Source organism: Vibrio sp. 1F263 (assembly GCF_041439035.1).
GTDB lineage: Bacteria > Pseudomonadota > Gammaproteobacteria > Enterobacterales > Vibrionaceae > Vibrio > Vibrio tasmaniensis_A.
Window position 1 is genome coordinate 1 of the sequence record NZ_JBGONI010000139.1, and the last position, 1,048, is coordinate 1,048.

The 1,048-nt window shown below is 48.0% G+C and carries 1 protein-coding gene; it reads right to left on the bottom strand.

Features of this window, described 5'->3' with window-relative positions:
* Window positions 1–82: 82 nt before the first annotated feature.
* Complete coding sequence (gene traF / locus ACED25_RS23535) at window positions 83–868, bottom strand: type-F conjugative transfer system pilin assembly protein TraF (protein ID WP_083717893.1); 786 nt, start codon at window positions 866–868, stop codon at window positions 83–85.
* Window positions 869–1,048 lie beyond the last annotated feature (180 nt).

Consider the following 1,048-nt stretch of genomic DNA (forward strand, 5'->3'; position numbering starts at 1 on the left):
ATCAAAAAAGCAAGCACAAGGGTACGAAGAAATGGCATAGCGCCTCCTTACGTTTGGGTGGTTTTACATGGATTGAGTGGCTTTAAAAATCCGATTGCTCAAAGTGGGTGGCGACGTTGTAAAAGCGCCCAATTAAATCATTTTGGCTTATCCAGCCGTACGCCAGTGGCTTCATCTCTCCAGTGCTTGGATGCACCAAAATCAAGGCGGGCGTAAAAGGCACCGTGACTTTTCCCTGGTTGTGGCGGTTTTCTTTGAGGTGAGTGATGAAGGTTTCATCATTACTGATCCCAAGGAGCTCAAAATGGTATTGGTCAGCAAACGCTTGAATGGACGGGGCGAGTTGCTGGCTTAGCGCATCTTTTCCTTCATAAACAAAGAAAAAGCCCCATCCGTCTTGTTTCATCTTTTCAACCGCGTCGGTCTTCTTCTTATCCTCCAGTGCTAAATACACCTGTCTTGCCGCTTGCTCTGTCGGATGGTCTTTGGTGTAAGAGAACTCAGGTCTTTCGAGCAGCAGCGCTTTAAAGGTCATGCCTAATTGGTCGGTTTGGTCCGTGATAAAATGATTTAACGCTAAAAACTTCGCGAGCTTGTCTTTATCTTTGGGATGAATGGCCGCGTCGTTTTGCGCTTCAATATGCACAGAGTGAAACCAGGCCATCTGTTCGGTCGCCGATAACGTTTTAGGGCTTGATACGGTGGTTTGAGTGTTGCTTGGTAGCGGCTTAGGTTTGGGCGTTACGGGCATTGCCTTTGGCTCGTTGTACCAGCGCCACCCAGGAGGGGTTTCTTGAGCAAGAGCTGGATGGAGGTGAGTCAGCAGCGCTAGGGTAATGACGCAAAGCAGAGGTTTTTTCATCATCATAGACCTTGATTCCGTGGAGGCGGTTATCCGCCCGTGGCACTTTGAAGTCGTTTCTTGATTTCATCAAAGTTGGGGAGGTTGGTGTTGGCACGCATTTCCGGGTAGAACTCTTTAAAATCAATATATTCAAAATTGATTTGACCCAGTTCTTCGGGCGTAATGGCGGCGCAGGTGGGATTT